At 55.7% G+C, this 22,837-nt stretch carries 22 protein-coding genes; 20 read left to right on the forward strand and 2 right to left on the reverse strand.

What is annotated here, in order from left to right:
• Positions 1-9: 9 nt before the first annotated feature.
• The 12 genes from murD to CLV44_RS00140 all read left to right on the forward strand — a co-directional run bounded on the left by murD (position 10) and on the right by CLV44_RS00140 (position 15,529).
• Complete coding sequence (murD, locus tag CLV44_RS00085) at positions 10-1,368, forward strand: UDP-N-acetylmuramoyl-L-alanine--D-glutamate ligase (RefSeq protein WP_106590065.1); 1,359 nt, start codon at positions 10-12, stop codon at positions 1,366-1,368.
• Positions 1,365-2,591, forward strand: a complete 1,227-nt coding sequence (gene ftsW / locus CLV44_RS00090) for a putative lipid II flippase FtsW (protein WP_170069226.1) — start codon at positions 1,365-1,367, stop codon at positions 2,589-2,591. Before murD ends, ftsW begins: the two co-directional genes overlap by 4 nt.
• Complete coding sequence (gene murG, locus CLV44_RS00095; protein ID WP_106590067.1) at positions 2,588-3,670, forward strand: undecaprenyldiphospho-muramoylpentapeptide beta-N-acetylglucosaminyltransferase; 1,083 nt, start codon at positions 2,588-2,590, stop codon at positions 3,668-3,670. The genes ftsW and murG overlap by 4 nt, the downstream gene beginning before the upstream one ends.
• Before the next feature lie 41 nt (positions 3,671-3,711).
• Entirely contained in the window at positions 3,712-5,124 is a 1,413-nt protein-coding gene (gene murC, locus CLV44_RS00100; protein ID WP_106590301.1) for a UDP-N-acetylmuramate--L-alanine ligase, read from the forward strand.
• Positions 5,117-6,061 carry a D-alanine--D-alanine ligase gene (locus tag CLV44_RS00105; RefSeq protein WP_106590068.1) on the forward strand — a complete coding sequence of 315 codons (945 nt, stop codon included), beginning with the start codon at positions 5,117-5,119 and terminating at the stop codon, positions 6,059-6,061. Before murC ends, CLV44_RS00105 begins: the two co-directional genes overlap by 8 nt.
• 2 nt (positions 6,062-6,063) lie before the next feature.
• Positions 6,064-6,816, forward strand: coding sequence for a cell division protein FtsQ/DivIB (locus tag CLV44_RS00110; RefSeq protein WP_106590069.1), 753 nt, complete (start codon positions 6,064-6,066; stop codon positions 6,814-6,816).
• Complete coding sequence (ftsA, locus tag CLV44_RS00115) at positions 6,806-8,095, forward strand: cell division protein FtsA (RefSeq protein WP_106590070.1); 1,290 nt, start codon at positions 6,806-6,808, stop codon at positions 8,093-8,095. Before CLV44_RS00110 ends, ftsA begins: the two co-directional genes overlap by 11 nt.
• Before the next feature lie 69 nt (positions 8,096-8,164).
• Positions 8,165-9,349, forward strand: a complete 1,185-nt coding sequence (gene ftsZ / locus CLV44_RS00120) for a cell division protein FtsZ (protein ID WP_106590071.1) — start codon at positions 8,165-8,167, stop codon at positions 9,347-9,349.
• A gap of 105 nt (positions 9,350-9,454) precedes the next feature.
• On the forward strand, positions 9,455-10,369 hold the full coding sequence (gene lpxC, locus CLV44_RS00125; RefSeq protein ID WP_106590072.1) for a UDP-3-O-acyl-N-acetylglucosamine deacetylase: 915 nt from the start codon (positions 9,455-9,457) through the stop codon (positions 10,367-10,369).
• A gap of 209 nt (positions 10,370-10,578) precedes the next feature.
• Complete coding sequence (gene secA, locus CLV44_RS00130; protein WP_106590073.1) at positions 10,579-13,338, forward strand: preprotein translocase subunit SecA; 2,760 nt, start codon at positions 10,579-10,581, stop codon at positions 13,336-13,338.
• A gap of 34 nt (positions 13,339-13,372) precedes the next feature.
• Positions 13,373-14,590 carry a bifunctional glutamate N-acetyltransferase/amino-acid acetyltransferase ArgJ gene (gene argJ, locus CLV44_RS00135; RefSeq protein WP_106590074.1) on the forward strand — a complete coding sequence of 406 codons (1,218 nt, stop codon included), beginning with the start codon at positions 13,373-13,375 and terminating at the stop codon, positions 14,588-14,590.
• A gap of 3 nt (positions 14,591-14,593) precedes the next feature.
• On the forward strand, positions 14,594-15,529 hold the full coding sequence (locus CLV44_RS00140; protein WP_106590075.1) for a Nudix family hydrolase: 936 nt from the start codon (positions 14,594-14,596) through the stop codon (positions 15,527-15,529).
• Positions 15,530-15,579: 50 nt separating this feature from the next.
• On the opposite strand, the gene CLV44_RS17195 is transcribed toward CLV44_RS00140, so the two are convergent.
• Positions 15,580-16,209, reverse strand: coding sequence for a 4'-phosphopantetheinyl transferase family protein (locus tag CLV44_RS17195; RefSeq protein ID WP_146139962.1), 630 nt, complete (start codon positions 16,207-16,209; stop codon positions 15,580-15,582).
• 43 nt (positions 16,210-16,252) lie between these two features.
• A complete protein-coding gene (locus tag CLV44_RS00150; RefSeq protein ID WP_106590077.1) occupies positions 16,253-16,693 on the reverse strand; it encodes an excinuclease ATPase subunit in 441 nt (146 codons plus the stop codon).
• Between the two features lie 172 nt (positions 16,694-16,865).
• On the opposite strand from CLV44_RS00150, the gene CLV44_RS00155 reads away from it, so the two are divergent.
• Genes CLV44_RS00155 through CLV44_RS00190 form a run of 8 tightly spaced genes read left to right on the forward strand, consistent with a single transcriptional unit; the run spans position 16,866 to position 22,836 of the window.
• Positions 16,866-17,609 (forward strand): beta-ketoacyl synthase chain length factor, encoded by a 744-nt coding sequence (locus CLV44_RS00155; RefSeq protein WP_245912558.1) that lies wholly within the window; start codon positions 16,866-16,868, stop codon positions 17,607-17,609.
• A complete protein-coding gene (locus tag CLV44_RS00160; RefSeq protein WP_245912544.1) occupies positions 17,599-18,426 on the forward strand; it encodes a lysophospholipid acyltransferase family protein in 828 nt (275 codons plus the stop codon). Before CLV44_RS00155 ends, CLV44_RS00160 begins: the two co-directional genes overlap by 11 nt.
• A complete protein-coding gene (locus CLV44_RS00165) occupies positions 18,371-18,634 on the forward strand; it encodes a phosphopantetheine-binding protein (RefSeq protein ID WP_106590080.1) in 264 nt (87 codons plus the stop codon). The genes CLV44_RS00160 and CLV44_RS00165 overlap by 56 nt, the downstream gene beginning before the upstream one ends.
• 5 nt (positions 18,635-18,639) lie before the next feature.
• Positions 18,640-18,885, forward strand: a complete 246-nt coding sequence (locus tag CLV44_RS00170) for an acyl carrier protein (protein ID WP_106590081.1) — start codon at positions 18,640-18,642, stop codon at positions 18,883-18,885.
• 5 nt (positions 18,886-18,890) lie between these two features.
• A complete protein-coding gene (locus CLV44_RS00175) occupies positions 18,891-19,430 on the forward strand; it encodes a COG4648 family protein (protein WP_106590082.1) in 540 nt (179 codons plus the stop codon).
• A complete protein-coding gene (locus tag CLV44_RS00180; RefSeq protein WP_106590083.1) occupies positions 19,427-21,121 on the forward strand; it encodes an ApeI family dehydratase in 1,695 nt (564 codons plus the stop codon). The genes CLV44_RS00175 and CLV44_RS00180 overlap by 4 nt, the downstream gene beginning before the upstream one ends.
• A complete protein-coding gene (locus tag CLV44_RS00185; protein WP_245912545.1) occupies positions 21,099-21,866 on the forward strand; it encodes a glycosyltransferase family 2 protein in 768 nt (255 codons plus the stop codon). Before CLV44_RS00180 ends, CLV44_RS00185 begins: the two co-directional genes overlap by 23 nt.
• Positions 21,859-22,836, forward strand: coding sequence for a lysophospholipid acyltransferase family protein (locus CLV44_RS00190; RefSeq protein WP_106590085.1), 978 nt, complete (start codon positions 21,859-21,861; stop codon positions 22,834-22,836). Before CLV44_RS00185 ends, CLV44_RS00190 begins: the two co-directional genes overlap by 8 nt.
• Position 22,837 lies beyond the last annotated feature (1 nt).

The raw sequence follows: 22,837 nt of genomic DNA on the forward strand, positions 1-22,837 counted from the left end.
GAGAGCAGGGTGAGTCTGATCACGACTGACAAACAGCGCATTATTATCGGTCTGGGCCAGACCGGACTCTCCTGTGCGCGTTATTTTCAGCGCGCAGGTGTTCGCTTTGCCGTGTGTGATACCCGTGAAGCACCAGCCGCAGCGGTGTCATTCCGCTCCGAGTTTCCAGGCGTAGATCTGCATCTCGGTGAGCTGGATGCCGACTGGCTGGCGCAGGCGCAAGAGCTGGTGATCAGTCCCGGTATCGACAAACGCCATCCGGCCATTGAGGCGGCAGTGGCTGCCGGTGCATCGCTGATTGGTGATATTGACCTGTTTTGCCGCGAAGCCGTGGCTCCGATTGTGGCCATTACCGGTTCCAATGCAAAAAGCACGGTAACCACGCTGGTGGGCTTGATGGCCGAGCAGTCGGGTATGGCGGTGGGTGTTGGCGGCAATATTGGCACGCCTGCGCTGGATTTGCTGATGCAGCCAGCCGAACTTTACGTATTGGAGCTGTCCAGTTTCCAGCTGGAAACAACCCATGAGCTGCGTGCAGCGGCTGCGACGGTACTCAACGTCAGCCCGGACCATCTCGACCGCTATACCGGCATGCAGGACTACACCCTGACCAAACAGCGCATCTACCGGGGGGCATCTGTTGTGGTTGCCAATCGCCAGGATCCGCTGACCCAGCCGCTGATGGCGCAGGGTGTCGAACAACGTACTTTCGGGCTGAATGCACCGGATTTGAAGCAGTACGGCGTGCTCGAACACGACGGCGAGGCCTGGCTCGCCTGCGGTCTTGAGCGGCTGTTACCGGAACGCGCACTGAAAATACGCGGACGACATAACCTGGCCAATGCGCTGGCGGCGTTGGCGCTGGCGGATGCAGTGGATGTTCCGCGAGAGGCATCCTTGCAGGCACTGCAGGCGTTTGCCGGTCTTGAGCATCGTTGCCAATGGGTCGCCGAGATTGATGGGGTCAGCTTTTTCAATGACTCCAAGGGCACCAATGTCGGTGCCACATTAGCGGCTCTTGAAGGGCTAGGGGCAACGTTGCCTGCAGGCAATCAACTGATCCTGATTGCGGGCGGAGTGGGCAAGGAGCAGTCCTTTGCCGGGCTCAACGCACCATTGAAGCGCTACAGTCGCGATCTGGTGCTGATGGGCCGGGATGCTGGCCTGATTGCGGCCGAAGTTGATGGGCCGAGTGTTCACATGGCGGCGTCATTGCCGGATGCGGTCATGCGTGCGCAGGCACTGGCCAGCGCAGGGGATATTGTGCTGCTGTCACCGGCCTGTGCCAGTTTCGACATGTTCAGTGGTTACACCGAACGCGGTGATGTCTTTGTTCAGGCCGTGGAGGGCATCGCCACGTGCGCATGAATTTCCGGTTGCCATTGCCGGCACTGCCGACGCGATTGCAGGTACCCACGGGCGTGGCCCCGGTAGACCCGCTGTTGCTGTGCTGTGCGCTGGCATTGATGTTGATCGGACTGGTGATGATCACGTCTGCATCAATGGATGTGGCAGCACGGGATTTTGGTTCGCCGCTGTATTTCATTGTGCGTCATGGCAGTTTCTTTGTATTGGCCCTGGTGGCTGCAGGTCTGGCGTTGATGGTGCCTGTGCGGGCCTGGAAGCAATACGATGTGGTATTGCTGCTCTTTGGCGCAGCGCTGCTGGTGCTGGTGCTGGTGCCCGGCATCGGGCGCGAGGTCAATGGCTCGCGGCGCTGGATCGGCCTCGGGCCGGTCAACCTGCAGGCATCCGAAATTGCCAAGATGTGCATGGTGATCTTTATCAGCGGCTATCTGGTGCGGCGTCTGGCCGAAGTACGCAGCAGCTGGTGGGGCGTGATCAAACCGGCATTGCCGATGGGCGTTTACGGTGCCCTGTTGCTGGCAGAGCCTGACTATGGCGCGCTGGTGGTGATGGTGGGAACTGTCGCAGGCATGGTGTTTTTGGGCGGCATGCAGTTTGCCCAGCTGGTCGTTGTTGTACTGGGTGGCGGAGGACTGATTGCGGTGCTGGCGTTTGCCCAGCCGTACCGCCTTGAGCGTCTGAAAAGTTTTACCGACCCCTGGGCGGACCCGTTCGGTGCCGGATATCAGTTGTCACAGGCGCAGATCGCATTTGGCCGTGGTGACTGGTTTGGTACCGGGCTGGGGAACAGTGTGCAGAAGCTGTTCTATCTGCCGGAAGCGCATACGGATTTTGTCTACTCGGTACTGGCTGAAGAGCTGGGGCTGGTCGGGGCGGTCCTGATCATCGGTCTGTACGTGCTCATGGTGGCGCGTACCTTTCTGATTGGTCGTCAGGCCGAGAAGCAGCAGCGGTTTTACATGGCATACCTGACCTATGGTTTCGGCTTCATCATTGCCGGCCAGGCTCTGATCAACATCGGCGTTAACGTTGGTGCGTTGCCGACCAAGGGTTTGACCCTGCCTCTGCTTAGTTATGGCGGCTCTAGCCTGTTGGTATGTGCCGTCATGATCGCAATCGTGTTGCGGGTGGATTACGAATTGAAGTGTCAGCGGTTAAAGGTGCAGCCGCGTGAGCTGCCCTGGCTGCGGCGGTTATTGAGACTTGAGGAGAAGGTGGCATGAGTATCCGGGGACGCAAGGTGCTGATCATGGCGGGCGGTACCGGTGGCCACGTGTTTCCCGCACTGGCGACGGCCGAGAAACTGCAGCAGCAAGGTATTGACGTTGAATGGCTGGGCAGTATGGCCGGTATCGAGAACGATATTGTGCCAGCAGCAGGTATACCTTTGCATAGAATTTCCGTGACCGGCCTGCGTGGCAAGGGGAGGTTAAGCTTACTGCTGGCACCCTTCCGGCTCGCTAAAGCGTTGGGGCAGGCGTTGGCGGTTCTGCGTCGGGTGCGCCCTGATGCCGTATTGGGCATGGGTGGTTTTGCGTCGGGCCCCGGTGGGTTGGCAGCCTGGTTGCTGCGGGTGCCGCTGGTAGTGCATGAGCAGAATGCCATTCCGGGCATGACCAACCGGACGCTGGCGCGGCTGGCGACACGGGTGCTACAGGCCTTTCCGCAAGCGTTTGCCGGTCGTTCGGGCGTTGAAACCACAGGTAATCCGGTACGTGGACCGATTTTAGAGCTGCCGGCACCGGAGCAGCGCTTATCCACGCATGAGGGCGCGCTGCGTTTGCTGGTAGTCGGAGGAAGTCTGGGCGCGTTGGCAATCAATACGATCATGCCGCAGGCGTTGGCCAAATTGCCATCCGAACAGCGACCGCAAGTGTGGCACCAGACTGGCAAGCGGCATTTGGATGTGACCCGGCAGGCTTATGCTGATGCTGGTGTGGACGCTAACGTGGTGCCGTTCATTGACCGGATGGATAAAGCGTACGGCTGGGCCGATCTGGTGTTGTGTCGCGCGGGCGCATTGACCGTCAGCGAGATTGAGATTGCCGGTCTGGGGGCGATTTTTGTGCCGTTTCCACATGCGGTAGATGACCACCAAACGGCGAATGCACAACATTTGCAGCAGGCAGGTGCCGCTCAAGTGATTCAGCAGAGTGAGCTCGATGCCGACCGGTTGGCTGAGTTGTTACAGACACTGAACGAACGAGAACAACTTATGGATATGGCGAAGCGTGCACGACAGCAGGCACGCCCTGATGCCAGTGACAGGGTAGCAGCGGTCTGCCTGGAGGTAATGAAGTGAAGGTGCTCAACCGCAGTGTAAAAGTGTACGAAGTGCCCGAGATGCGCCGAATTCGTCGCATCCATTTTGTTGGTATTGGTGGCGTGGGCATGTGTGGCATTGCCGAGGTGCTGCTGAATCAGGGGTATGAGATCTCCGGCTCCGATATCCGGCCTTCAGCAACGACCGAGCGGTTGCAGGCATTGGGTGCTGAAATCTTCATGGGTCATGCCGAAAGCAATGTGGCACGTGCCGACGTAGTGGTGACCTCGACGGCGGTCAAGGCAGAAAATCCTGAAGTTGCGGCGGCGCGGGAGTTGCGTATTCCGGTTGTGCGCCGCGCCGAAATGCTGGCCGAACTGATGCGCTATCGTCACGGCATCGCCGTGGCCGGTACCCATGGCAAGACCACGACTACCAGCCTGATGGCATCGATTATGGCCGAAGCCGGGCTGGACCCGACGTTCGTCATTGGCGGTCGGCTCAACAGTGCCGGTACCAATGCCCAGCTGGGAGGCAGTCGTTATCTGGTCGCCGAGGCAGACGAGAGCGATGCGTCATTCCTGCATCTGCAGCCCATGGTAGCAATCGTCACCAATATTGATGCTGACCATATGGAAACCTATGGCGGTGACTTCGGCAAACTGAAGCAGACCTTCATTAACTTCCTGCATAACCTGCCGTTTTACGGTCTGGCGGTGCTGTGTACCGATGATCCGGTCGTGCGCGAGATTTTGCCGCGGGTGAGCCGCCCAGTACTGACCTATGGCTTCCATGAGGGCGCAGACTACCGTGCCGTGGAGCTGCAGCAGGATGGCATGCTGACCCGCTTCAAGGTGGAGCGCCCGGGGACGCAAAAACCTCTGGATATCAGTTTGAACATGCCGGGCCGGCACAATGTACTGAATGCATTGGCCTGCATTGCTGTCGCCTCGGATGAAGGTATCGACGAAGATGCCATTACCCGTGCGCTGGCGCGTTTCGAAGGTGTGGGGCGGCGCTTCCAGGTGTTGGGGCAGCTGCCGATCGAAGGTGGCGAAGTCACTTTGGTCGATGATTACGGCCACCATCCGACCGAAGTGCAGGCGGTGGTCAAGGCGATCCGTGAAGGCTGGCCTGAGCGCCGTCTGGTCATGATTCATCAGCCGCACCGCTACACCCGTACCCGTGATCTTTATGAAGATTTCGTGCAGGTGCTGTCGGAGGTCGATCAGTTGCTGTTGATGGAAGTCTACCCGGCCGGTGAAGAGCCGATTCCGGGGGCCGACTCACGCAGTCTGTGCCGCAGTATCCGCCAGCGGGGCGTCGAGCCGATGTTTGTTGAAGGGCCGGACGGTGTGGTCGATATTCTGCGCAATATACTGCAGCCGGGCGACCTGCTGTTGACGCAGGGCGCGGGAAATATCACCAGCCTGGCACATCAGCTGGTTAACGAGTCCCTTCTGCGTGAAGGGGCAGCCGTACGTGATGAGTAACATGAAGGACACTATCGACATGACCGCATTTGGCCGCGTGGCCGTGATTATGGGGGGTACCTCCGCCGAGCGTGAAATCTCACTGCGCAGCGGCACTGCAGTGCTCAAAGGATTGCAGGTTGCCGGTGTCGACGCTTTTGCCATTGATCTGGGCGGCGACGGTGCGAATCCGGTTGCTCAACTGCTGGAAAGCACATTTGATCGTGCGTTTCTGATTTTGCATGGACGTGGCGGTGAAGACGGGACCATTCAGGGCGTGCTGGAGATGATGGGCAAGCCATATACCGGCAGTGGTGTGGCTGCGTCTGCACTGGGGATGGATAAATTACGCTGCAAACAGCTGTGGCAGGGTGCGGGTTTGCCGACACCGGCATTTGCGGTACTGGATGCCGAAGTGGATCTGCCTGCCGTGGCCGCTCAGCTGGGCTATCCGATGATGGTCAAACCGGTGCATGAAGGTTCCAGCATCGGCATGAGCAAGGTGCGAAATCTGGATGAGCTGGAAGCCGCCTTTGCCGCCGCCCGTGAATACGACAGCTGCGTTATTGCCGAGCAGTGGGTCAACGGTCCCGAGTTCACGGTTGCGCTGTTGAATGGTCGAGCGTTGCCGGTGATTCGTCTGGAAACGCCGCATGATTTCTATGATTTTGATGCCAAGTATTCGGCCGGTGATACCCATTACCACTTTGATACCCGGTTGACGCCAGCGCAAACCGAAATGCTGCAGGGACTGGCATTGAAGGCCTTCAGTGTGGCGGGTTGCCGAGGTTGGGGACGCGTGGATGTGATGATGGACGCAGCGGGTCATTTTCAGTTGCTGGAAGTGAATACGGCACCGGGCATGACCGACCACAGTCTGGTGCCGATGGCCGCACGCGAAGCGGATATCAGCTTCGAGCGCCTGGTCGTCGACATCCTGCGTACGGCTGAGGGGTAAGCATGACCGAGGCGTCGATGACAGCCGAAAGCGGACTTGACCGGCACTGGCGTGCTGTTGTCATTTTGACGTTACTGGTGGTCTTCGTAGGCATCGGCAGCTCGCTACTGCGTGAACTCTGGCACTGGCTCAACCAGCCGGTTGCCGAAGTACGTATCGCGGGCGCAACACGACATCTGGATAAAGTGGGGCTGGCGCAGCAGTTGGCGGCCGGACTGGATCGACCCCTGCTGCAGCTGGATTTGCAGGCACTGCAGGAACAATTGGTGCAAGACCCCTGGGTGTACAGCGCCAGTATTCGGCGGCAGTGGCCACCGGCGCTGGAGGTGCAGCTGGAAGAAGAAGTGCCGGTGGCACGCTGGGGTGACAAGGGGTTGCTCAATCATCAGGGCGACATCTTCTGGCCGGCGCTCAAGCCCGAGTATGCGGCCCTGCCCAGACTGACCGGCCCGGCTCATGAAACCGTGCGCATCATGCAGCAGTTCCATGACCTGAACCGAATGTTTTCGGCAGCCGGCTTGCACCTGACCGGCCTGGTGCTGGAATCGCGGGGGGCCTGGACGCTGGAGCTTGATAACGGCATTCGCGTGGTAGCGGGCCGTGAGCAACTGGTGCCACGACTGAAAAGGTTTATACGGATTTATCGCTTGAGTCTGGTGGATCGAGCCGATCAGATCGAGCAGGTTGATATTCGCTACACGAATGGCGTGGCAGTAAGCTGGCGCGCAGAAACAGGAAAAAACGATGCAGGTTAAGGGTGACATGACAGGCAACATGATTGTTGCACTCGATATCGGCACATCGAAGGTGGTGTGTCTGGTCGGAGAGTTGACACCTCAAGGTATAATCGAGATTGTCGGTGTCGGTTCCCAGCCGTCACGAGGGCTGAAGCGCGGCGTTGTAGTCAATATCGAGTCTACCGTGAGTTCAATTCAGCGTGCGGTGGAAGAAGCTGAACTGATGGCTGGCTGTAAGGTCCATGGTGTCAGTGTGGGGATTGCCGGTAGCCATATCAGCAGCCTCAATTCCCATGGCATTGTTGCCGTTCGTGACCGAGAAGTGTCGGACTACGATCTGGAGCGAGTCATTGATGCGGCGCGTGCGGTTGCGATTCCGGCGGATCAGAAAATTCTGCATATTCTGCCGCAGGAATACCTGATCGATAACCAGGAAGGCATCAAGGAACCGCTGGGCATGTCCGGTGTGCGCCTTGAAGCCAAGGTGCATCTGGTGACCGGTGCGACCAATGCGATCCAGAACATCGAGAAGTGCATTCGTCGCTGTGGTCTGGAAGTGGATGCGGTGGTGCTGGAACAATTGGCGTCAAGTTACGCCGTGCTTACCGATGACGAGAAGGACTTGGGAGTCTGTATCGTCGATATAGGTGGCGGTACCACTGATATTGCTGTATTTACCGGTGGCTCGATCCGGCATACAGCTGTAATTCCGATCGCAGGGGACCAGGTGACCAATGATATCGCCATGGCCCTGCGGACGCCGACCCAGCACGCCGAGCAGATCAAGATCAAATACGCCTGCGCCCTGGCACAGCTGGCGCAAGCGAACGAGATGATCAAGGTGCCGAGCGTGGGTGATCGCCCGGCTCGGGATCTGTCGCGCCAGGCATTGGCCGAAGTGGTCGAGCCGCGCTACGAAGAGTTGTTTACGCTGGTGCAGGCTGAGCTGCGACGCAGTGGCTTTGAAGATCTGGTCGCGGCAGGCATCGTGCTGACCGGTGGTACCGCCAAGATGGAAGGGGCAGTTGAGCTGGCAGAGGAGATATTCCATATGCCGGTACGCCTGGCCAAGCCGCAAGGCATCCGTGGCATGGAGGCCCAGCTGAGTAATCCGATTTATGCCACCGGCATCGGCCTGCTGCATTATGCACGCCAGGATCACGAAGTACCGATGGCTCCAACATCGATGGTAGCCACCCACTCGCGAGAGCTGGCTTTGGTGGAAGAGCGTGCGCCAAGACCGAGTCCGTCCGAGTATGTGAAGCGTTTTAAAGAGTGGTTGCAGGGCAACTTCTAAGAATTCATTTTAATGACAGTCGTCGGAAACGCCGGAAGGTAGTGGCAGGCGTCCGGAGAGGAGGGGAAAATGTTTGAACTGGTCGAGAGTGTAACGCAAAGTGCGCTGATCAAAGTGATTGGTGTAGGCGGCGGCGGCGGCAACGCCGTGCAGTACATGGTGGATCGTGAGGTCGAGGGCGTCGAGTTCATCTGCGCCAATACCGATGCACAGGCACTGAGTCGTAACGCGGCACGTACCGCGCTGCATATCGGTGGTGAGCTGACTAAAGGGCTGGGGGCGGGTGCGAATCCCGAGATCGGTCGTCAGGCGGCGCTCGAAGACCGTGAACGCATTGCGGAAACCCTGGCCGGTGCAGACATGGTGTTCATTACCGCAGGTATGGGTGGTGGTACCGGTACCGGTGCTGCACCGATCGTCGCTGAGGTTGCTCGCGAACTGGGTATTCTCACCGTTGCCGTGGTAACGCGTCCGTTCCCGTTCGAGGGACGCAAGCGCATGAAGATCGCTGAAGCGGGCATCGCCGAACTGCGTGATGCGGTCGATTCGTTGATCATCATCCCGAACGAAAAATTGATGCAGGTACTGGGCAAGAACTGCAGTCTGGTTAATGCATTCAGTGCGGCCAATGATGTGCTCAAGGGTGCCGTACAGGGTATCGCCGACCTGATCACCCGTCCTGGCATGATCAACGTCGATTTCGCCGACGTGCGTACCGTGATGTCTGAAATGGGCATGGCGATGATGGGCAGCGCGATTGCCAAGGGCGATAACCGTGCCGAAGAAGCGGCAGAAGCTGCAATCCGCAGTCCGCTGCTGGAAGATATCGATCTGCGCGGTGCCAGCGGTATCCTGGTGAATATCGCGGCGGGTGAAGACCTCAGCCTGGGCGAGTTTACCGAAGTCGGTAATATCGTTGAGCAGTATGCCGATGAAGATGCGACCATTGTGGTCGGTACCGTCATCGATCCGTCGTTGGGCGATAACCTGAAAGTCACCGTCGTGGCAACCGGTCTTGACCGTGCCCGCGCGCCGGAAATGGCTGTGGTGCAGGGCCATGCCAATAACGGTAGCCGCAAGCCGGATGGATCATTGAACCTGGACGAAATCGAACTGCCGACCATTTTGCGCCGTCAGCGTGAAGAAGCGCTGGTCGACAAGCCGAAACAGGATCTGAGCGGCGACAAGAGCGCGCAGAAAGATGATTACGGCAGTCTCGACATTCCGACCTTCCTGCGCCGTCAGGCTGACTGATAAGACTGACAAATAGTCAGTGCTTGGGGACAGTGCTCATTGATAGATTAGGGGCAGGTTTGTTAAAATTTCAAGATTATTGCAATTTTCAGGTTGGCAGAGCGGATGATCAAACAGCGAACACTTAAGAACAGCATCAAGGCCACTGGCGTCGGTCTTCATACAGGCCAGAAGGTGTACTTGACGCTGAAGCCGGCACCGGTGAATACCGGTATCGTGTTTCGCCGAGTAGATCTGGACCCGGTCTTTGAAATCAAGGCATTTGCCGACAAGGTGTTTGACACGACTCTGTCGACCAACCTGTCGCATGACGGGACACGTGTTGCCACCGTGGAGCATCTGCTGTCCGCATTGGCGGGTCTGGGCATCGATAATGCCTATGTCGAGCTTAGTGCCGAAGAAGTGCCGATCATGGATGGCAGTGCTGCGCCGTTCGTATTCCTGATTCAGTCGGCAGGGATCGAAGAGCAGAATGCACCCAAGGAATTTATCCGCATCAAGCAGGAAGTGAGTGTGACTCACGAAGGCAAGACTGCGACATTCCGTCCGTTTAACGGTTTTAAAGTCGGTTTCTGTATCGAATTCGATCACCCGGCCTTTGCCAACCGTAACATGGAAGCGGTTCTGGATTTCTCCAGCACGTCGTTCGTGAAAGAAGTCAGCCGTGCCCGTACCTTCGGCTTTATGCGCGATATCGAGTACCTGCGTTCGCAGAACCTGGTACTGGGTGGCAGCTTCGAGAACGCCATCGTCGTCGATGACTTCAAGATTCTGAATGAAGACGGCTTGCGCTACGAAGATGAATTCGTCAAGCACAAGGTGCTGGATGCGGTTGGTGATCTCTACCTGCTCGGCAAGAGCCTGATTGGTGAATTCTACGGTTACAAATCAGGGCATTATCTGAACAACATGCTGTTGCGCAAGTTGTTGGCAACTGAAGGTGCCTGGGAGCTGGTCACCTTTGAAAACGCGGACGATGTGGTACCCATTTCCTACCATCGTCCTGTTGCGGCAGGATAAGTTCTCCTCCGAAAGCCGGCTTGAAATAGCCGGCTTTTTCGTATCTGGTAACGTGATGCTGTAGCGGCTGCGGTACAGATCAAAATACTGATACGTTGACATTCTATTATCTGCCCCAATACAGGTAGAATGTCGTATCCATTTTTTCTGGCAAAGCCGGCATCCCGAGTGGGGCGTGGCTTTGCATTCAACCGGTTAAAAGTCGAATTATGCTGTCACTGTTCAAGAAGATACTGGGAAGTAAAAACGATCGTGAGCTGAAGCGACTGGGTAAGGTCGTCAAGCAGATCAACGAGCTGGAAGCGGGTTTAGAGGCGCTTTCTGACGCCGACCTCAAGGGACAGACGGTTGCTTTCCGTGAACGTCTTGAGCAGGGTGAAGCGCTGGACAAACTGCTGCCGGAAGCCTTTGCTGCGGTGCGCGAAGCGTCCAAGCGGGTCATGGGCATGCGTCATTTCGACGTCCAGCTGATCGGTGGCATGGTACTGCATGACGGCAAGGTCTCCGAGATGAAGACCGGTGAAGGTAAAACCCTGGTGGCAACACTGGCGGTTTACCTCAATGCATTGTCGAAACACGGTGTGCATGTTGTCACCGTGAACGACTACCTGGCCCAACGTGATGCCAACTGGATGCGTCCGCTGTACGAAGCACTGGGGCTGTCAGTCGGTGTGGTCTTCTCTGGCCAGGACTCCGAGTCCAAGCGCGCGGCCTATGCCGCTGACATCACCTACGGCACCAACAACGAATTCGGCTTTGATTACCTGCGCGACAACATGGCGTTCAGCATCCATGACAAGGTACAGCGTGAGTTCAACTTTGCGGTAGTGGATGAAGTCGACTCCATCCTGATCGATGAAGCACGTACGCCGCTGATCATTTCCGGCCCTGCAGAAGACAGCTCGGCCACGTATCACAAGATCAACCAGCTGATCCCTACGCTGCAGCAGTTCCATGGTGAGATCGATCCCAAGGATACGGCGCAAGTGATTGACGAGCACTTTGTGGTCGATGAGAAAAACCGTACGGTTGAGCTGACCGAAGCCGGTCACCAGCTGGTCGAAGACCTGCTGATCGAACATGAAATGCTGCAGGAAGGCGAGAGCCTGTACGCACCGCAGAACCTTAACCTGCTGCACCACGTGCTGGCAGGCCTGCGCGCGCACTATCTGTTCCAGCGTGACAAGGACTACATCGTTCAGGGCAGTCAGATCGTGATCGTTGACGAGCATACCGGTCGTATCATGCCGGGCCGTCGCTGGTCAGAAGGTCTGCATCAGGCGGTGGAAGCGAAGGAAGGCGTCCAGATCCAGATGGAAAGCCAGACGCTGGCGTCCACCACGTTCCAGAACTACTTCCGTCTGTACGACAAACTGTCCGGCATGACCGGTACAGCGGATACCGAAGCCTATGAGCTGCGCCAGATCTACGGTCTGGATGTGGTAGTGATCCCGACCAACCGCCCGGTTCAGCGTAAGGACTATAACGACATCATCTTCCTTACCATGGAAGAGAAATATCAGGCGATCGTCAAAGAGATCCTTTACTGCCGTGAACACGACCGCCCGGTGCTGGTCGGTACGGCATCGGTGGAGTCGTCGGAGCTGCTGTCGGCGCTGCTGAACAAGGAAAAGATCCAGCACAACGTATTGAACGCCAAGAACCACAAGGGCGAAGCCGGTGTGATTGCGGAAGCGGGCCGTCCGGGTGCGATCACGATTGCGACCAACATGGCCGGTCGTGGTACCGACATCATGCTGGGTGGCAAGCTTGAAGCTGAACTCGAAGCCCTTGGCGAAGATGCGACGGAAGCCCAGCTTGAACAGGGCCGTGAAGAGTGGCGCAAGCGTCATGAGATCGTACTGGCGGCAGGCGGTTTGCATATTATCGGTACCGAACGTCATGAATCCCGTCGTATCGATAACCAGCTGCGTGGTCGTGCCGGTCGTCAGGGTGACCCGGGTTCTTCCCGTTTCTTCCTGTCGCTGGAAGATGACCTGATGCGTATCTTTGCGTCCGAGCGTGTGCGTCAGTTCATGCAGGCCCTGGGCATGGAAAAAGGCGAAGCGATCGAGCACAAGATGGTCAGCAACGCGATCGAAAAGGCGCAGCGCAAGGTTGAAGGCCGCAACTTCGATATCCGTAAATCGCTGCTGGAATACGATGACGTCGCCAACGACCAGCGTACCGTGATCTATGATCAGCGCAATGAAGTGATGGCGGCGGACGATATTTCAGAAACCATCAATTCCGTGCGCGACGAAGTGATTGAGAACACCATCAGCGAGCATGTTCCGCCGCAGAGTCTGGAAGAGATGTGGGACATCCCGGCGCTGGAAACTGCCCTGGAAACCGAGTTCGCACTCAAGCTGCCGTTGCAGGAATGGCTGGATGCCGATGACAACCTGCATGAAGAGTCACTGCGCGAGAAGATCCGCACTGAAATCGTTCAGGCGTACCGTGCGAAGGAAGAAGCGGTCGGCGTGGAAACGCTGCGCATGTTCGAGAAGCAGGTGATGCTGCAGGTATTGGATACGCTGTGGAAAGAGCATCTGCAGACCATGGATCTGCTGCGTCAGGGCATCCATCTGCGCGGTTACGCCCAGAAGAACCCGAAGCAGGAATACAAGCGCGAAGCCTTTGCCCTGTTCCAGGACTTGCTGGAAAACATCAAGCGTGATGTCGTGCGTATCCTGAGCCATGTTCAGGTGCGTCAGCCGGAAGAGGTTGAGCGCATGGAAGACGAGCGTCGTGCCCAGGCTGAGCGCCAGCAGATGAACTTCGAACATGCCCAGAGCAGTGGCATGAAGCAGGAAGAGCCGGAGCGCGAACAGGCAGCTGCCGCAGCGGGCGAGCAGGACGAAAACGCCGAGCCTTATGTGCGCGAAACGCCAAAGGTTGGACGTAACGACCTGTGCCCGTGCGGTTCCGGCAAGAAGTACAAGCAGTGTCACGGTAAAATCAGTTAATCATTGTCAGTCAACGACTAAGGAAGACAGCATCATGGCAGTTGGTCCGGCTACTTTGCCTCAGTTACATCCGGTAAGCGGGTTTCGTCTCGGTATTGCATCGGCGGGGATCAAGAAACCGGGTCGACGTGATGTGGTGCTGATGGAGCTTGCCGAAGGCAGCTCCGTTGCTGGCGTGTTTACCTTGAATGCCTTCTGCGCGGCTCCGGTACGGATCTGCAAACAGCATCTGGCCGCTGCGCCTGCGCGTTACCTGCTGGTCAACACCGGTAATGCCAATGCCGGTACCGGTGAGCAGGGCATGGTGGATGCCATGACGTGTTGTGAAGCCGTTGCTGAGCGTTGCGCGGTACCGGTTGCAGCGGTGCTGCCGTTTTCCACCGGTGTCATTGGCGAGCCGTTGCCGGTCGAGAAGATCGTCACCGTGCTGAATGATGCCAAGGCCGACTTGTCCGAAGATAACTGGGAAGCGGCGGCGGTGGGCATCATGACCACGGACACGCGACCGAAAGCAGCCAGCGAGCAGATCGAGTATCAGGGCAAAACCATTACCCTGACCGGTATCTCCAAGGGCTCGGGCATGATCATGCCGAATATGGCGACCATGCTGGGCTACGTAGCAACGGATGCGGAAGTGCCGCAGCCGCTGTTGCAGCAATGGCTGAGCAACGTGGCTGACCGTTCGTTCAACCGCATCACCGTGGATGGCGATACGTCGACCAATGATTCCTGCATGCTGGTGGCCACCGGTGCCAGCGGCGTTGTCGTTGATGGCTCCGACTATGAACTGGCGACCCTGTTCAGCGATGCGCTGGAGCGCATCATGCTGGCGCTGGCACAGGCCATTGTCCGTGACGGCGAAGGCGCTACCAAGTTTGTTGAAATCTGTGTCGAGTCGGCCGGTACCAGCCAGGAAGCATTGGCCGTGGCCTACACCATTGCGCACTCGCCCCTGGTGAAGACTGCACTGTTCGCCAGCGATCCCAACTGGGGCCGCATTCTGGCCTGTGTAGGCCGTGCCGGTATCGACAACCTGGATCTGGATGCACTGCAGATCTATCTCAACGATGTCTGCATTGTCGAGAAGGGCGGTCGTGCGGCGAGCTACACCGAAGAGGCCGGTCAGGCGGTTATGGACGGCGAAGAGATCCTGATCCGCGTGGTACTCAACCGTGGTCAGGTGATCGAACGGGTCTGGACCACCGACTTGTCCCAGGAGTACGTCAGCATCAATGCGGATTACCGTAGCTGACCCATGCCGAAACTGATTCATGTTGCCGCTGCCGTCATTCGTGACCGCAGCGGCCAGATTTTGATTGCGCGCCGTCCCGACGATAAGCATCAGGGCGGCCTCTGGGAATTCCCCGGCGGTAAAGTGGAGCCCGATGAACCGGTAGCGACGGCGCTTGCGCGTGAGCTGCAGGAAGAACTGGGCATCCAGGTGACTGCTGCTCGTCCGCTGATTCGTATTCCACACCACTATCCCGACAAGTCAGTTCTGCTCGATGTATGGCTGGTCGATGGTTTTGATGGCGAAGCACACGGTGCTGAAGGTCAGCCGGTGCGCTGGGTCATGCCTGGGGCGCTGGATGATTACAGCTTTCCGGCTGCCAATGCGCCGATTTTGGCCGCGGCCCGGTTGTCACAGCGGCTGCTGATCACCGGCGCGGCGGCAACAGCTGATGAATATGCCGCACGTGTACAGGTGGCACTGAACAACGGCATTCGCCAGATCATGCTCAGAGCCAAGTCGCTGGATGACGCTGCCTTTGCCGAGTTGTACGGCCGGTTACAGCCGTTGTGTGAGCAGCAGGGGGCCGTGCTGGGTGTCAATGCGTCGGTCGAGCAGGCCAACGCGCTAGGCGTAGAACACCTGCATCTGACCTCGGCACGGTTGGCAACGCTGAGCGACCGTACGGCCTTCACGGGCCGCTGGTTGAGTGCATCCTGTCACGATGCGGCGCAGATTCGGATGGCGCAAGAGAAAGGCGTTGATTTCATCACCCTGTCGCCGGTGCTGGCGACTCAGTCTCATCCGGGTGAGCCTTCGCTGGGTTGGGAAGCCTTTGCTGAGCTGGTGGCCGAGTGTACGCTGCCGGTGTATGCGTTGGGCGGGGTGAGCGAAGCCGATCTGGCAACGGCGCAGACCTGTGGCGCTCAGGGAGTTGCGGCCATTTCAGCCTGGTGGTGAGTTCGCGATAGGTTGCGCTATGCAGAGCTTGTGATGTCGCCGGACGCTCTTTATAGGTTTTCAGTGTCTACAAAGTGCGTTGTTGTCACGACTGTGCGTAGCTGATTTTCGTATACAATTGCGACCTGATAGTCCTCCAACTTAAATTCGGAAAGTTGCCACTTAAACTGTCCATTTTTCAATTGAAGGTAAGATAGACTTGTCAAAGCTGTTGTGGATTGCTTAACCAAAGGTAGAGCCTTGTACAGGGCTTCTTTGGCACACCATAAACGGTAAAAATACTGATGTTGCTCGATATCAGTTTCCGGTAGTTGTTGTAGTTCACGGTTATTCATGAACAGCTCAGCCATTAATTTCACGTTCTTTCTGGGACGTGTTTTCTCTATATCAACGCCGATTCTAAGTGGGTTGAGGGTAAAACACATCAATTCATGGCTGTGGCTCAGGCTGATATGACCGGGAGTAGGCAGGTTATGAATAATGGGAGGGGAGTTTTCAGGCTCTTCAATTTTCCAGCTTGTGCTGGGGCGCTGGTAGTGTCGAGATAAAGCCGTACATATCAGGAGTCTGCTGTACAGATATTCCTGCCGTCGTTTATCTGATCTTAAGGAGTAGTAGCGCAGTTGTTGCCTCGGTGGCAGCAGATGCAGCTGTGCATCAGGGGGTCGTTGAGCGTTCACCCGGACTCTGGTATACCAGAGCCGGATGTGAGGATTCAGCTGCTTAGCGGGCAAGCTTGACCACTTCGCCGGTCAGTGCAACACCGGCCATGATCGCGCCAGCATGGCATTCATATTGTTTGCTGTTTATTACCTTGTTTTTCTTGTAGTAGCTGGCAATGTTGATGACAGCATTACCGCCTTCTTTCTTTGCGCGCTCCTGTAAGGTCAATAGGGCAGATAGCATTACCCAGCGGCACGCTTCCTCATCGCTTTTGTTGAAGGCGTTGGTCTTTTTGTTGGTCGAAAAATTTCCAAATGATTGCGAGATTTTTGGATGTTTCTGGCTACCAAAATAAAACCGGATACTCGGATCCAGTTTTTCTTTGAAATCCGGAGATTGCAGTGCCTCTTGTATAGATAACATATGTTTGGTGTCACGACTAAAGGCCTGAGGTGATACCAGAATAAGAAAGACTGAGAGGCATGCGGCGATTTTTTTCACGTTGTACTCCTTGTGTAATCAGATTCCTGAATGCCGCAGATTATAGGTATGGTAGGCCCATTTTTCAAACGACAGCTCTTTGCATTGACAGATTGTGCGGGTAGAATCCGCTTGTCCCTCAATAGGGACAAAGTTGTCAAGACTGGGATAGCGGGTCTGCTTGGTTTTGAGTGTGTGGCAGGCAGGAGTAGGGACGTTGTTGAGTTTTAAGTTGCAAGCATGGAATGCACAGGCACCAGGGTTGGAAAGCATCTCTGACTGGGGTCATTGGCTGGAACAGCCTTTCCCGTTATCACATGAGTTGCCTAAGCTCTCTCTGAAACAGATTCCTCCCATGTTAAGGCGGCGTTTTACCGAGCTTGGCCGCTGTGCTGCGGGGGCTGCCTTGCCTTTGCTTGAAGATGTTACTGCTATTCCAGGGGTCTTCGCTTCCAGGCATGGAGATACCCCGTTGACATTATCCTTGCTGGAAGGCATCGCAGATGGCGAGCCAATGTCGCCCACGGGGTTCAGCCTGGCGGTACATAATGCCGTGAGTGGGTTGCTGTCAATCGCCCGTAAAGATGTCAGTGAAGTCACCGCGATTGCAGCATTCGACAACCTGATTCCGCATGCACTGTTGGAAGCAGCGACTCAGTTGCAGAGTCGGGATAAGGTCTTGTGTCTTATTTACGATGTCCCCTTGCCAGAGCTGTACCAGGCCTATAGTCCTAGCGAACCTTTCCCTTTCGCCCTCGCCATGCTGCTCAGTCGCGATGAGGGCGTCGATATATCTATACAACAGCATCCGTCCGAGGATACTCAATCCCTCTCAAGTGACGTGCTTCGCATGATGCGTTTCATGTGTGGGCTTGATCGCCAGGTACATTTTGCCGGTAAGGCACACATGGGCTGGACTCTGTGTCGTGAAGCGTAAGATGCTCGCTCATATCAATCATGCCTGGCGCTGGTGTGGGACCGTATTCAGTTTCCTGGTGTTTGGTGTTGGTGGTTTATTGCTGCCGATTATTGCTATGCCTATTCTCTATGTTCTTCCGGGGAGTACAGAGCTGCGGGAACAAAGGGGACAGCGCGTGATTCATCATGCCTTTCGTTTCTATATCGGGCTGATGAAATTTTTGGGTGTGCTCAGCTATGAAGTGGAAGGCATTGAAAAACTGAGCAATGCTCGACTGATTTTGGCTAATCATCCGTCGTTGATTGACGTGATTTTCCTGATCTCCCTGATGCCCAACGCCAGTTGCGTAGTGAAAGGTAAACTGATTCGAAATCCCTTTACCCGCGGGCCTGTTAAAACTGCAGGTTACATTCTTAATGAAGAAAGTGACAAAGTGATCGCCGCTGCGGGCGAAGCCTTTTCTAAACGGCGTGCATTGATTATTTTTCCAGAGGGGACACGCACGACACCAGGAAAACCGCTGGTGCTTAAACGGGGAGCCGCTAATATAGCCATCCGTACTGCGGCAGATATTACCCCGGTATTGATTTCCTGCCGCCCTACCACATTGACCAAGGAAAATCGCTGGTATCAGGTGCCTGCATCAAAAGTACATATGCGCCTTAGGGTGGATGACCTGATCTCGGTGGCACCCTATTTGCGTGATAATACCCCCTCAGTAGCGGCAAGGCAGCTGACGGCTGATCTTGCTGATTATTTTGATAAGGAGTTAAGACTTTATGAGCAATCTGCACCAGGAAATAAAGCAGATGATTATCGATGCGCTCGATCTTGAAGATATTGAAGCGGCGGAAATTCATGATGACGAACCGCTATTTGTTGACGGGTTGGGACTGGACTCTATTGATGCCTTGGAGATCGGGCTGGCCTTGCAAAAGCATTACGGTATCAAGCTGAAGTCAGACTCTGAAGAGACGCGCCAGCATTTTGCCAGTGTGAATGCGTTGGCTGCACTGATTCAATCTCAATCTAACAATAAGTGATTATTATGTCAGGTCAGGAAAACACCTACCAGAAAATAGCACAGGTCCTTGTAGAACTGTTTGAAATCGACCCAGATGCTATTCATCCCGATGCAAACCTCTATGCAGATCTGGACATTGACAGTATTGATGCAGTCGATCTGGTTGTGGAATTGAAGAAAATGACCGGTAAAAAAATCAAGCCGGAAGACTTTAAGTCAGTGCGCACCGTGCAGGATGTCGTGACCGAAGTTGAAAAGCTGCTCGACTGACCCTGATGCTGATTCGAATGCTGGTTACATTGCTGACGTTGAGCTACCCATTTTTGGTGTACTGGGGACTGCAGCGTTTCGATGTGCTCGCCTTGTTACCCGTGCTGATAGTGGTATTGCTGCTGCGTTGGCTTGTGGGCGGGCACAAGCGTGATCGGCTGGTGATTATTGTCAGTGCGCTGGGTGTCTTAATCATCACACTGCTGTGGGATGCTCACCGGGGCCTCAAGTTTTATCCGGTGCTGGTTAATCTTGGCCTGCTGCTGGTGTTTGGCAGCAGTCTCTTTGCCTCACAGACGGTTGTCGAACGGCTTGCCCGAATCAAAGAACCGGAGCTACCGCCAGAAGGTGTGTGTTATACCCGCAAAGTGACGCAGGTCTGGTGCTTGTTCTTTGTGTTCAACGCCACCGTTTCGATGGCGACCATGCTCTGGGCCTCAGACAAAGTATGGGCGCTCTACAATGGTCTGATAGCTTACCTTTTTATTGGGCTTATATTGGCGCTGGAATGGATTGTTCGACAGCGTGTCAGGGGGCGGGTATGACTAACCTGGTAGCTTTGTCGAGCTGGTTGGTCCAGGCTCCCGATGTCCCCGTGGCTCTGGACGAAGCAGGGCTTATTTCCCGTTCAGACATCAGAAATCGAGTCGCTTACTGGTGCCAAAGGTTGCCAGCCGCGCCTGGGCAGCGTTGGGCTGTCTATCATCAGGATACAATTGAGTTTCTGGCCCTGTCGCTGGCTCTTTGGCAGTTGGGCTGTACCGTTTGTGTTCCCGGGGATAACCGCCCCGTAACCAATGAGCGCTTGCAGCGCAGAGTGGCAGGTTTTGCTGGTCAGTACCCCAAATCGCTAGTGCCGTACACCGAACGTTGTCTGACAACGGCAAAGTTACTGCGTTGGCGGCCTTTGCCCGCCGATTTTCCGGCGTTGGAGATTTTTACCTCTGGTTCGACGGGAGAACCTAAACCGATCCTGAAAACCTTTGCTCAGATAGAAGATGAGCTGGAGGCGCTGGAGCGGTTATGGCCCGAGCAGAAACAGGCAGTGGTTGTGACCACCGTAACGCATCAGCACTTGTATGGATTAACCTTCCGTTTGTTTTGGCCGCTCTGCAGGGGACAGGTTTTCGAGCGAAGTAATTGTCAATTCGCCGAAGATATCTTTACTAGAGCACAGCAGCATTCACGGTTTGTGCTGGTTTCCACGCCGTCGCATCTAAGCCGACTGAATCCGGCATTTGACTGGCAGAGCCTGCAACTATGCTGTGAGGGAGTGTTGTCGTCGGCAGCACCGTTACAACGTGCAGATAGCCTACAGGTATCGGAGCTGCTGCAGGCACCGGTACGTGAAATCTATGGCAGTTCTGAAACAGGAGCGGTGGCCTGGCGTGTACAGAACTCTGAAACTGAGGTCCGTTGGCAGCCGCTACCAGGGGTGGGTTGTACACTGACCCAGGATTCGACTCTTCAGGTGAGCGCGCCTCATGTGCAATGTGGCCGTCAAGTGCTGTCTGACCGAGTTGAACTGGCGCAGGATGGCAGTTTCCTTCTGCAAGGCCGCACAGACCGTATTGCCAAGATAGAAGGCAAGCGTATTTCTTTGGTGGAAGTGGAGCGGGTGGCTGAGCAACAAAGGTTGATCAAAACCGCAAAAGCACTTGTTCTGCACGGCCGCCGCACGGAATTGGCCATAGTGGCAGAGCTGACTCCTGAGGGTGAGCGGTACCTGAAAACAGAGAAGAAGAGAGCTCTAGTACATCAGTTACGTCAGGCATTCAGTCAGCATTTTGAACCGGTGGCATTACCCCGGCGGTGGCGTTTTGTTGAACGTATGCCTTACAACCCGCAAGGAAAAATTACAGTGGATTCATTGCAGGCAATGTTTCAGCAGGATGAGATTAAGTGGCCGCGAGTGGTAAGCCAAACCCGTGCCGATCAGGCCATCGAGCTAACGCTGAAAATACCGGGACAGTTGATCTATTTCAGCGGTCATTTTGCCGGCAACCCGATACTACCGGGGATTGTCCAAGTGCATTGGGCCGTACATTACGGACGCGAACTGCTTGGGGTCAAGGGGGAGTTTTGCCGCTTGGAAGCTACAAAGTTTCAGCAGGTCATTTTTCCCGAAGCAGAGGTGAATTTGCTGCTCGAATACTCGAAAGAGAAGCAAAAACTGACATTCCAGTATGTCTCGGAGAAAGGAGGCCATTCCAGTGGACGGATCTGTTTCAATTGAGCCGCGGTTCAGGGCTGCCATCGTCATACCGGTCTATAACCATGAAGAAGCCATAGGACCAACCTTGGCCAGCGTGCTCGAATACGGTTATCCGGTACTGTTGGTGGATGATGGTAGTAGCCCAGTCTGTCGCGATGTACTGATGAGTCTCGACCAGCAGTATGATGATCGGGTGCGGTTAATCAGGTTGGCACAAAACAGTGGCAAGGGTGCAGCGGTGAAAGCGGGGCTGAGGCATCTGTTGGCGTTGGACTATACCCATGCGGTTCAAATCGATGCGGACGGCCAGCATGACCTGACCGATCTGCCTACTTTTATGGCCACCGGACAACGCGAACCCGATGCGCTGGTGACTGGATATCCCCGTTATGACGAGTCGGTGCCTGCGCTGCGTTACTATGCCCGTTACCTTACTCATGTCTGGGTCTGGATCAATACATTGTCGCTGCGTATCAAGGACACCATGTGTGGCTTTAGAGTGTACCCCTTGGCCAAGGTGGTAGAGTTGCTGGATCAGGAACCCTGTGGCAATCGTATGGATTTTGATCCTGAAGTAATTGTGCGGTGGGCTTGGCGTGGTTTTGCGGTGGAAAATCTGCCTACCCAGGTGCGTTACCCAATTGATGGCGTATCTCACTTTAACGCGGTCAAAGATAACGTATTGATTTCGTTGATGCATGCCAGACTCTTTTTTGGCATGCTTGTGCGCCTACCGAAGATCTTGAGTAATCGTCGTCATGGCTGAAGCTGGCAAGCACTGGGCCGGTATTGGCGAAGCCGGTACCCTGCTGGGTATGAAGAGCCTGTTACTGGCCTATCGGTTGTTTGGTCGTACCGGTTTTCGGATCTTCCTCTTGCCTGTGATGGCCTATTTCTACCTGACGCGCAGCGAGTCTCGCCGTGCTTCCAAAGCCTATTTGCAGCGAATGCTCGACCAGTTGCCCCCAGAGCAACATTCGGGGTTGAGCCCATTCCGCCACTTCTGGTGCTTTGGTGAAATTCTGCTGGATAAGCTGCTGGTCTGGATGGGGCACATTCGCCACGAAGATGTGGTGTTCGAAACGCCTGACGCGTTTGATGAAATCGACAGGAACCGCAGCGGCGGTATTATCATCGTTTCTCACCTTGGCAATACAGAAGTGTGTAGTGCTCTGGCACATCAGTTGCCGGATGTCGGCGTAACCATGCTGGTTTACACCCGGCATGCCGAAAAATTTAATCGACTCATGAAGCAAACGAATGATACTGCCGCGATCAACCTGATGCAGGTAACCGACATGTCTCCTGCAACGGCCATGTTATTGTCGGAAAGGGTAGCGTCAGGGGAGTACATTGTTATCGCTGGCGATCGTACCCCGGTCCATGGAGGGGGGCGTACTTCAACGGTCAGTTTTCTCGGTGACGAGGCTGAATTCCCCCAGGGTGCCTTTATCCTCGCCAGCCTGCTGCGTTGCCCTGTATACCTGATGTTCTGCCTGAAGGAGTCGGACCGCTACCACCTTTATCTGGAACAGTTCAGTGAGCAGTTGTCGTGGCCGCGCAAAAGTCGAAACGAAGGTCTGCAGCGGGCGGTTCAGGATTATGCCAACCGGTTGGCTGAATATTGTCGCCGTGCGCCCCTGCAGTGGTTTAATTTCTTCCCCTTTTGGTTGGCCGATCAGGACAAAAACCGTTCATCAGAACATGAGTGTTCTCAGTCAAAAAAGCACTCATGAA

It is taken from the genome of Marinobacterium halophilum (assembly GCF_003014615.1).
Classification (GTDB): Bacteria; Pseudomonadota; Gammaproteobacteria; order Pseudomonadales; family Balneatricaceae; genus Marinobacterium; species Marinobacterium halophilum.

What these genes read in the sequence shown, in the direction of transcription:
- lpxC (WP_106590072.1), top strand. Translation starts at nt 9,455, where the DNA reads ATGATCAAACAGCGAACACTTAAGAACAGCATCAAGGCCACTGGCGTC.
- CLV44_RS00170 (WP_106590081.1), top strand. Translation starts at nt 18,640, where the DNA reads ATGTCAGGTCAGGAAAACACCTACCAGAAAATAGCACAGGTCCTTGTA.
- ftsW (WP_170069226.1), top strand. Translation starts at nt 1,365, where the DNA reads ATGAATTTCCGGTTGCCATTGCCGGCACTGCCGACGCGATTGCAGGTA.
- ftsA (WP_106590070.1), top strand. Translation starts at nt 6,806, where the DNA reads ATGCAGGTTAAGGGTGACATGACAGGCAACATGATTGTTGCACTCGAT.
- CLV44_RS00190 (WP_106590085.1), top strand. Translation starts at nt 21,859, where the DNA reads ATGGCTGAAGCTGGCAAGCACTGGGCCGGTATTGGCGAAGCCGGTACC.
- CLV44_RS00180 (WP_106590083.1), top strand. Translation starts at nt 19,427, where the DNA reads ATGACTAACCTGGTAGCTTTGTCGAGCTGGTTGGTCCAGGCTCCCGAT.
- CLV44_RS00105 (WP_106590068.1), top strand. Translation starts at nt 5,117, where the DNA reads ATGAGTAACATGAAGGACACTATCGACATGACCGCATTTGGCCGCGTG.
- secA (WP_106590073.1), top strand. Translation starts at nt 10,579, where the DNA reads ATGCTGTCACTGTTCAAGAAGATACTGGGAAGTAAAAACGATCGTGAG.
- CLV44_RS00175 (WP_106590082.1), top strand. Translation starts at nt 18,891, where the DNA reads ATGCTGATTCGAATGCTGGTTACATTGCTGACGTTGAGCTACCCATTT.
- CLV44_RS00165 (WP_106590080.1), top strand. Translation starts at nt 18,371, where the DNA reads ATGAGCAATCTGCACCAGGAAATAAAGCAGATGATTATCGATGCGCTC.
- CLV44_RS00110 (WP_106590069.1), top strand. Translation starts at nt 6,064, where the DNA reads ATGACCGAGGCGTCGATGACAGCCGAAAGCGGACTTGACCGGCACTGG.
- argJ (WP_106590074.1), top strand. Translation starts at nt 13,373, where the DNA reads ATGGCAGTTGGTCCGGCTACTTTGCCTCAGTTACATCCGGTAAGCGGG.
- ftsZ (WP_106590071.1), top strand. Translation starts at nt 8,165, where the DNA reads ATGTTTGAACTGGTCGAGAGTGTAACGCAAAGTGCGCTGATCAAAGTG.
- murG (WP_106590067.1), top strand. Translation starts at nt 2,588, where the DNA reads ATGAGTATCCGGGGACGCAAGGTGCTGATCATGGCGGGCGGTACCGGT.
- murC (WP_106590301.1), top strand. Translation starts at nt 3,712, where the DNA reads ATGCGCCGAATTCGTCGCATCCATTTTGTTGGTATTGGTGGCGTGGGC.
- CLV44_RS00140 (WP_106590075.1), top strand. Translation starts at nt 14,594, where the DNA reads ATGCCGAAACTGATTCATGTTGCCGCTGCCGTCATTCGTGACCGCAGC.